This window comes from Streptomyces sp. NPDC041970, assembly GCF_055588985.1.
The window spans coordinates 1-7,793 of the sequence record NZ_JBVJCD010000107.1; the positions used below are offsets into that span (position 1 = coordinate 1).

6 protein-coding genes are annotated in these 7,793 nt (G+C 75.9%); 1 reads left to right on the forward strand and 5 read right to left on the reverse strand.

Annotation, left to right across the window (positions count from 1 at the left end; translation table 11 throughout):
* Positions 1-412 precede the first annotated feature (412 nt).
* From proC to ACZ6EJ_RS27645, 5 genes are all read right to left on the reverse strand, one after another.
* Entirely contained in the window at positions 413-1,222 is an 810-nt protein-coding gene (gene proC, locus ACZ6EJ_RS27625; protein ID WP_469270917.1) for a pyrroline-5-carboxylate reductase, read from the reverse strand.
* Between the two features lie 70 nt (positions 1,223-1,292).
* Positions 1,293-2,066: an ABC transporter permease gene (locus tag ACZ6EJ_RS27630; RefSeq protein WP_469270919.1), complete on the reverse strand. Its 774-nt coding sequence runs from the start codon at positions 2,064-2,066 to the stop codon at positions 1,293-1,295.
* The gene (locus ACZ6EJ_RS27635; protein WP_469270921.1) at positions 2,063-2,869 is read right to left on the reverse strand and encodes an ABC transporter ATP-binding protein; all 807 of its coding nucleotides are present in this window, start codon (positions 2,867-2,869) and stop codon (positions 2,063-2,065) included. The genes ACZ6EJ_RS27630 and ACZ6EJ_RS27635 overlap by 4 nt, the downstream gene beginning before the upstream one ends.
* Before the next feature lie 1,109 nt (positions 2,870-3,978).
* On the reverse strand, positions 3,979-4,536 hold the full coding sequence (locus tag ACZ6EJ_RS27640; protein ID WP_469270923.1) for a hypothetical protein: 558 nt from the start codon (positions 4,534-4,536) through the stop codon (positions 3,979-3,981).
* A 43-nt stretch (positions 4,537-4,579) separates the two neighbouring features.
* Positions 4,580-4,912, reverse strand: a complete 333-nt coding sequence (locus ACZ6EJ_RS27645; protein ID WP_469270925.1) for an SH3 domain-containing protein — start codon at positions 4,910-4,912, stop codon at positions 4,580-4,582.
* Positions 4,913-5,035: 123 nt separating this feature from the next.
* Between ACZ6EJ_RS27645 and ACZ6EJ_RS27650 the strand changes: the two genes are divergently transcribed.
* Positions 5,036-7,192, forward strand: coding sequence for a protein kinase domain-containing protein (locus ACZ6EJ_RS27650; RefSeq protein WP_469270926.1), 2,157 nt, complete (start codon positions 5,036-5,038; stop codon positions 7,190-7,192).
* Positions 7,193-7,793 lie beyond the last annotated feature (601 nt).

Consider the following 7,793-nt stretch of genomic DNA (forward strand, 5'->3'; position numbering starts at 1 on the left):
CGATTCCCGGTCGAAGCGGGATGCTTTCCAGATCCTGCGCTTTCGCGCTCTCCCTTTCCGGCGGTTCCGACTCTATCAGATCCTTTCGGGCCTGATTCCCAGTCAGCGGGATTCGTCTTTCCGGCTGTTGGGCCGTTCCGACGAGTGAGACTTTAGCGGAATCCTGGGGCCCGACGCTAATCGGGGTGCGTTCCTTCGAACGCGGATTCCTCATTTCGCGCGGGCACACGAAAAAGCACGCGACACGAGGTCGCTCACTTGTCGTAGGCCTTGCGGAATGGTTGTCCGGGGACCGACCGGAGTCGGCGCTCACGTCGGACAACTCGGAGCACACTACGGATCTGCTCGGGGCGTGTCAACCCCCGGCCGGTACGGCGTCGGCCGGGGGTCGGCGGCGGGCGGGGGCGGGGGCTCAGCCGTTGCCGGAGGCCAGTTCGCGGCTCCGGTCGCGGGCGGCCTCCAGGGCGGCGATGAGAGCCGCCCGTACACCGTGGTTCTCCAGCTCGCGGATGGCGCTGATGGTGGTCCCGGCCGGGCTGGTGACGGCCTCGCGGAGCTTGACCGGGTGCTCGCCGCTGTCCCGGAGCATGACGGCGGCCCCGATGGCGGCCTGGACGATGAGGTCGTGGGCCTGGGCGCGGGGCAGCCCCAGCAGGATGCCCGCGTCCGTCATCGCCTCGACCAGGAAGTAGAAGTAGGCGGGACCGGAGCCCGAGAGCGCGGTGGCGGCGTCCTGCTGGGACTCCGGGACGCGCAGGGTCTTGCCGACCCCGCCGAAGATCTCCTCCGCCGCGGCGAGGTGGGCCGCGGTGGCGTGGCTGCCGGCCGAGATGACGGACATCCCCTCGTCGACGACGACCGGGGTGTTGGGCATGACGCGGACGACCGGGGTGTCCGGGGTGAGCCGGTCCTCGATGAACGCGGTCGTGATGCCGGCCGCCGCGCTGATGACCAGCCGGTCGGCGGTGACGTGCGGGGAGAGCTCGTCCAGGAGCGTGCCCATGTCCTGCGGCTTGACCGCGAGGATGAGGATGTCCGCGCTCCCGGCCGCCTCCGCGTTGGTGACGGACTCGACCCCGTACCGCGTGCGCAGCTCCTGGGCGCGGTCGCTCCGGCGGGTGGTCACCAGGAGGTCGGCCGGCCGCCAGCCCGCCCGGATCATGCCGCTGAGAAGGGCCTCACCGATCTTGCCGGTGCCGAGGACTGCGACTGTCTGGGTCATGCGTTCACCCTCCGGGCGGTGCGCTGGTGCTGGTCGGACGCGTGTCCGCGTCATCCTCGCACCGGCCCTGTCAGGGCGTGCGGCGGCGGAGGGTGACCGCGCCCACGCAGAGGACCAGGAGGGCGCTGCCCGCGACGACGGCGATGTCCCGGACGAAGTCCCCGGTGACGGCGGTGTGCTCGTGGACCTGGTTCATGCCGTCGACCGCGTAGGACAGGGGCAGGACGGCGGAGACGGCCTCCAGGGCGGGGTGCATCGCCTCGCGCGGGACGAACAGGCCGCACAGCAGGAGCTGGGGGAAGATCACCGCCGGCATGAACTGGACCGCCTGGAACTCGGACGCGGCGAACGCGGAGACGAACAGGCCGAGCGCGGTGCCGAGCAGGGCGTCGAGCAGGGCGACCAGGAGCAGCAGCCAGGGCGAGCCCGCGACGTCCAGGCCCAGCAGCCCGATGGCGACGGCGGTCGCCAGCGCCGACTGGAGGACCGCGACCGCGCCGAACGCGAGGGCGTAGCCCGCGATGAGGTCGCCCTTGCCGAGCGGGAGGGCCAGAAGGCGTTCGAGGGTGCCCGAGGTGCGTTCGCGCAGGGTGGCGATCGAGGTCACCAGGAACATCGTGATCAGCGGGAAGACGCCGAGCAGCGAGGCCCCGACGGAGTCGAAGGTCGCGGGGCCACCGTCGAAGACGTACCGGAGCAGCGCGATCAGCAGGACCGGGACGAGCAGCAGAAGGGCGACCGTACGGGGGTCGTGGGCCAACTGGCGCAGGACACGGGTCGCGGTGGCGGTGGCGCGGGAGGGGTTGAGCGGGGCGGGGCGCGGGGTCCGGGCGGCGGTCGTCATCGGGCGGTCTCCTCGGTGGCGGGTGAGAGGGGGGCTCCGGCAGCGTCGACCAGGCGGAGGAACGCCTCCTCGACCGTGTCCGTACCGGTGCGGCGGCGCAGCGCGGCCGGGGTGTCCTCGGCGAGGAGCCGGCCCGCGCGCATCAGGAGGAGCCGGTGGCAGCGCTCGGCCTCGTCCATGACGTGCGAGGAGATGAGGAGGGCGGCGCCCCGGTCGGCGGCCAGACGGTGGAAGAGGGCCCACAGGTCGCGGCGGAGCACCGGGTCGAGGCCGACGGTCGGCTCGTCCAGGACCAGCAGCTCCGGGGTGCCGAGCAGGGCCACGGCCAGGGAGACGCGGCTGCGCTGGCCGCCGGAGAGGGCTCCGACGAGGGCGTCGGCGTAGCCGGTGAGGTCGACGTCCTCGATCGCGCGGGCGACGGCGTCGGCACGGTCGCCCCGGTGGGCGCGGCCGGGGCGCAGGACGGCGGCGAAGTAGGCGAGGTTCTGCCGGACGGTGAGGTCGGTGTAGACGGAGGGCGCCTGGGTGACGTAGCCGACGCGGTCGCGCAGCCTCGGGTCCCCGGCGGGGCGGCCGAGCACGTCGAGGGCGCCGGTGGCGCGGGCCTGGGCGCCGACCACGGTGCGCATGAGGGTGGTCTTCCCGCAGCCGGAGGGGCCGAGGAGGCCGGTGACGCGACCGCGCGTGACGGTGAAGTCGAGGCCGTGCAGGACCGTGCGGTCACCGCGTACGACGGTGAGGCCGCGGGCCGCGAGCGAGGGTCCGGGGCCGGTCGGCGTCTCCTCGTCCATAGAATTCATCATGTGATGAATTCTTCGCCCGCCAGGCCAGCCCGTCAAGGGGCAGGGCCTCGCGGATCGACCGAGGGCGCGGGGGCGGGGCCGGCCGGGGTCGTCATGGGTGGCGGGGAATGGCGGGTCTGCGTCACGCCGGTGGGGGCGGCCGTACGGGAAGGGGTCGTACGGACGGAAGGGGCCGTACGGGAAGGTTCGGATGCTCCGGGAGGCGCGGGAGGGTGCGGGCTACTGGTGCGGCAGCGTGCGGACAGCCCGTGCGGCGGCGTGCGGGGAGCGGCTCGGGTGGGGCGTGCGCGGGGCGGGGGGGCGCGGGGCGGGGGGTACGGGGGTTGCGCGGGCACGGGTCCGGAGCGGGCACGGGTCCGGCGAAGCACGGGCGCGGGGTAGGTGCGGATGCAGGACAGGCCCGTGCACGGGTCCGGCTCGGGCGCAGGGCAGGCTCGGGCCCAGGTCCGGCCCGCGCGTGGGGCAGAGGGGTGCGGGGGCAGGGAGCTCCAGGCGCAGATCTGGCGCGGGCCGACCGGGTGCGGCAGCGTGCGGGGCCCCCGTGCGGCAGCGTGCGGGGCCCCCGTGCGGCGGCGTGCGGCCAGCGGCTCAGGGGAAGGGCGCGGGCGCCGGCGATCTGCCGCGGGCCGACCGGGTGCGGCAGCGTGCGGGGCCCCCGTGCGGCAGCGTGCGGCCAGCGGCTCAGGGGAAGGGCGCGAGCGCCGGTCAAAGGCGTACGCCGGGCGGGCGGGCGTGCACCTAGGGCAGGCGTGCAGGTGCGGCAGGCACCCATGCCACCCAGGCGCGTACACCGGTCAAGGGCACACCTCGGGCCACCGCACGCACCGACCAGGCGCGTACGCCGGTCAAGGCGTACTCCGGGCAGACACGTACATCGGGCCGGCGCGCACGTGAGGCGGACATACACGCCGGGCAAGCGCGTCCACCGGGCCGGCGCGGGGTCGGGCGTGAGCGGGCGGACGTGTGCGGGGCGGGCGCGGGCGCCGGTCAAAGGCGTACGCCGAGCCGGCGTACACGTGGGCTCGGCGCACGCGCCGGGCAGGCGCGCGCTCTCGGGCAAGCGCGCACGCCGGGCACGCGCGCGTGCGTCGGGGCGGCGCGTGCGCGAGTCAGGCGCGCTTCGCGCCCTTGCGGCGGGGTGGTTTGCGGGCGGCCGGGTTGCCGGTGCGGGTCGAGCGGCGCTTCTCGTAGCGGGCGCGGGCCGTCTCGTACTCGGCGCGGCGCAGCTTCTCGCCGGGGGCCTCCGTCAGCGAGCGGACGAAGTAGGCGAGCAGCGAGCCGATGAACCCGATCGACTTCAGGCCGCGCAGGGCGTCCTCGCGGGCCGGGTCCTGCGGGCGGGCGTTGAAACCCTCCCAGGTCTTGCGGAACGCGATGGCGCTGCACACCGAGAACATCCCGATCACCAGCATCGCGACGAGGCCGCCGACCTCCGCGATCTGCAACCCCTGGTAGGCGAAGCGCAGGACGAAGCAGGCGGCGACCGCCGCGGCGAGGGAGCCCGCCGCGACGCCGGCGCGCCGCAGCCCGTAGCCGCCGTCGTGGTCGACCCACGTCGTGCCGAAGAAGCGGATGGGCTCGGGCCGCGGGCCCGGAGCCGTACCGTCGGAGGGCGTCGCTCCGGCGGTCGGGGCGGGGGCGCCGGGGAGTTCGCTGTTCTCGCTCACGAGGTCGATTATCCCCGGTGCTCCCGGTTTCGCGGGCGGCCGGTCAGTCGCAGCGCGGAGCGATGTAGCCGTCACTGCCGGTGCGGACGTAGGCGTCCGAGACGAACTGGCCGTTGGCGATGTTGTCCCAGAGGTTGGACGTGCCGTAGGGGCCGGCGACCCGCTCGCCCGGCTTCTGGCAGTAGATCGGGACACGCTGCCCGTACGGCAGGGTCCGGACGATGCGGTAGCTGGTGCCGGGGCCGGTGCGGACGTTGACCTGGTAGCCCGGAGCGATCGGGTAGGTCGGGTAGCCGGCCGCGGTGACGGTCTCCTCCCGCACGTCCCCCTCGGCCGCCGTCCGCTCCGGTTGTCCGGTGTGCTCTCCCACGCCCATTCGGGCCTCCCCCGTCGAGAAACGATGCGTACGACGCGCAGGCTAACAAGCCCCGCGCTCCCCGCACGCACCATCGACTAGGCTCCGTGCGTCGCGCTGCGCACGAACACACGGGGGTGGACGGTGCCGCCGCTGTCAGGGACCGGAGTGCATCCGGAAGCGGAGTTTCCGCAGTACGCCGGTGCGTACCGCCTTGAGGCGCGCCTCGGCTCGGGAGGCATGGGCGTCGTCCATCTGGCGCGCTCCGCCTCGGGGCTCCAGCTCGCGGTGAAGGTGGTGCACGCGCCGTACGCGGCGGACGCCGAGTTCAGGGCCCGCTTCCGGCAGGAGGTGGCGGCCGCCCGGCGGGTGAGCGGGGCGTTCACCGCGCCCGTCGTCGACGCCGACCCGGACGCCGTACGGCCGTGGATGGCGACCCTGTACGTGCCCGGCCCCACGCTCTCCGAGCAGGTGAAGCGGAACGGCCCCCTGTCCCCCGCCGCGCTGCGCCGGCTGACGACCGGGCTCGCCGAGGCGCTGCGGGACATCCACCGGGCCGGGGTCGTCCACCGGGACCTGAAGCCGAGCAACGTGCTGCTCTCCGACGCCGGCCCCAAGGTCATCGACTTCGGGATCTCGCGCCCCTACGACAGCGATCTGCGCACCGAGACCGGGAAGCTGATCGGCTCGCCGCCCTACATGGCGCCCGAGCAGTTCCAGCGCCCGCGCCAGGTCGGGCCGGCGGCGGACGTGTTCGCGCTGGGCGCGGTGCTGGTGCACGCGGCGACCGGGCGGGGGCCGTTCGACTCGGACAGCCCGTACATCGTGGCGTACCAGGTGGTGCACGACGAACCGGACCTGAGCGGGGTGCCCGAGGACCTGAAGGCGCTGGTCGGCCGGTGCCTGGCGAAGGACCCGGCCGACCGGCCCACGCCGGACGAGGTGATGGGGGCGCTGCTGCCGCCGTCGTACGAGGCGGCGGCGTTCCTGCCCGCCCAGCGGCGGCCCGTGGCGACGGCCGTGGTGCCGGCGGCCGGGGGCGCGGACGGCGCGGAGACTCCGACGCACGTGCGGCAGCCCGCCCCGGCGCGGCGCGGGCGCTTCGGGCGCGGGCGGCTCGTCGCGGCAGCCGTGCTGCTCCTGCTGGTCGCGGGGGCGGGCGCGGGGGCCTTCACGGTGTGGGGCGGCGGCTCGCCGCGCGCGGGGGGCGGCGCCGGGGCGCGGGAGGCCGGGCCCGCCTTCGCACCCTGGAGCACCGCGCTGCGGCCCGCCGGCGCCAGCGCCACCCCGGCCTGCGTATCGGCGGGTCCGGGCGCGGCCCTGTACTGCGCGGTGCCGGGGGTCGGCACGTCCCGGATCGATCCGGCGGACGGCCGCGTCCTGTGGACGGCGCGCGGCGCCTCGCCGGAGACCGCCTCCGCGCCGATCGTGTCGGGCGGTGTCGTGCTGGGAGCCGGGCCGGACGGGAAGCTGCGCGCGTACGACCCGGTGAAGGGCGTTCCGGTGCGGCACACGGGTGTCGCCGCGCGCCCGGACGCCGCGTTCCCGGCGGGCGACGCCCTGCTGCTCGTCGCGGACGACGGCAGGGTGACGGCGCTCGACGGCGCGAGCGGCGCGGTGCGGTGGCGGCACGCGCTGCCGGGCCACCGGCGGCCCGACCTCGCGCTGTACGACACGGTGTCCCGGCTCGTCTACGCCTTCGAGCACGCACCCTCGGGCGGGACGACCCTGGTCACCGCCGTGAACGCGTCGAGCGGGCGGACGGCCTGGCAGCGGCGGCTGGACGGGATGCTGACCCCGGTCGGCACGGCGGGGGCCGGGGAGCTGGTCCTCACCTCGATGAACGCCGCCTCGGAGACCGTCGGGCTGGTCCGCTACGACCCCGGTGCGCGGGCCCTCGCCCGTGTCCCGCTGCCCTTCCGGATGAGCGAGCCGCAGGTGGTGATGGGCGGGGACGCCGCGTACCTGCTGGCGCGGGGCGGTTCGCTGCTGGCCGTGGACACCGCGCCGGGTGCGGGGAGGGCCGAACTGTGGCGGTTGGAGACGGGGGTGGGGCGCGCGTCGGCCCCGGTGCTCGGTGAGGGCGGCCGGCTGTACTTCTCCGCCGCGGACGGGCGGCTGCTGGCCGTCGACGCGAACCGGGGGACGCTGCTGGGGCAGACCCGCGCGCGGCTGCGGGAGGGCCGGTTGACGTACGCCTCCGATCTGCCCGCGCCCGTGGCGGCGGGGCACGTCGTCGTGGGCGGCGCCCCGGACGGGTCGGTCTTCGCCGTGGACGGGCGGGATCCCGGCGGATGGTGAGGCGGGGGCAAGGCAAGCCGGTGGTCGGTGAGGCGCCGGCCCGGCCGCTGGTGAGCCGCGGGGGCCGGAACCCGGCCGCTGACGGACCGCGAGGGCGCAGGACCCGGCGGTCGGTGAAGCAGGGGTCCCGACGGTTGGTGAGGCGCGCCAGGCCGCTGCTGCACAGCGCAGGCACGGGCCCCGGAGGTCGGTGAAGCACCGGTCCCGACCGGTCGGTGCAGCACGCCCGGCGGGTGGTGAGGCGCAAGGGCGCAGCCCCGGTGGTCGGTGAAGCGCGGGGGGCGCGGCACCCCGGCCACTGGTGAAGCGCGGGAGCACGGGACCCGGCGGTCGGTGAAGCGCGGGAGCACGAACCCCGGCAACCGGTGAGGCGCGGGGCCCATGCCCGGCCACGCCTGCTCCGCGAGTGCGCGCGGCCCGGAGTGCGTAAGCCCCCGCCACCGGTGAACCGCGAGGGCGCGGCCCCCGCCACCGGTGACGCGCAAGCGCGCGGGCTCCGGCTCCGCGCGCGGGGGGGGGGGGGGGGGGGGGGGGGGGGGGGGGGGGGGGGGGGGGGGGGGGGGGGGGGGGGGGGGGGGGGGGGGGGGGGGGGGGGGGGGGG

Excerpts from the sequence above, each read along its gene's own strand:
- ACZ6EJ_RS27630 (WP_469270919.1), bottom strand. The coding sequence starts at position 2,066 with ATGACGACCGCCGCCCGGACCCCGCGCCCCGCCCCGCTCAACCCCTCC.
- ACZ6EJ_RS27635 (WP_469270921.1), bottom strand. The coding sequence starts at position 2,869 with ATGATGAATTCTATGGACGAGGAGACGCCGACCGGCCCCGGACCCTCG.
- ACZ6EJ_RS27645 (WP_469270925.1), bottom strand. The coding sequence starts at position 4,912 with ATGGGCGTGGGAGAGCACACCGGACAACCGGAGCGGACGGCGGCCGAG.
- proC (WP_469270917.1), bottom strand. The coding sequence starts at position 1,222 with ATGACCCAGACAGTCGCAGTCCTCGGCACCGGCAAGATCGGTGAGGCC.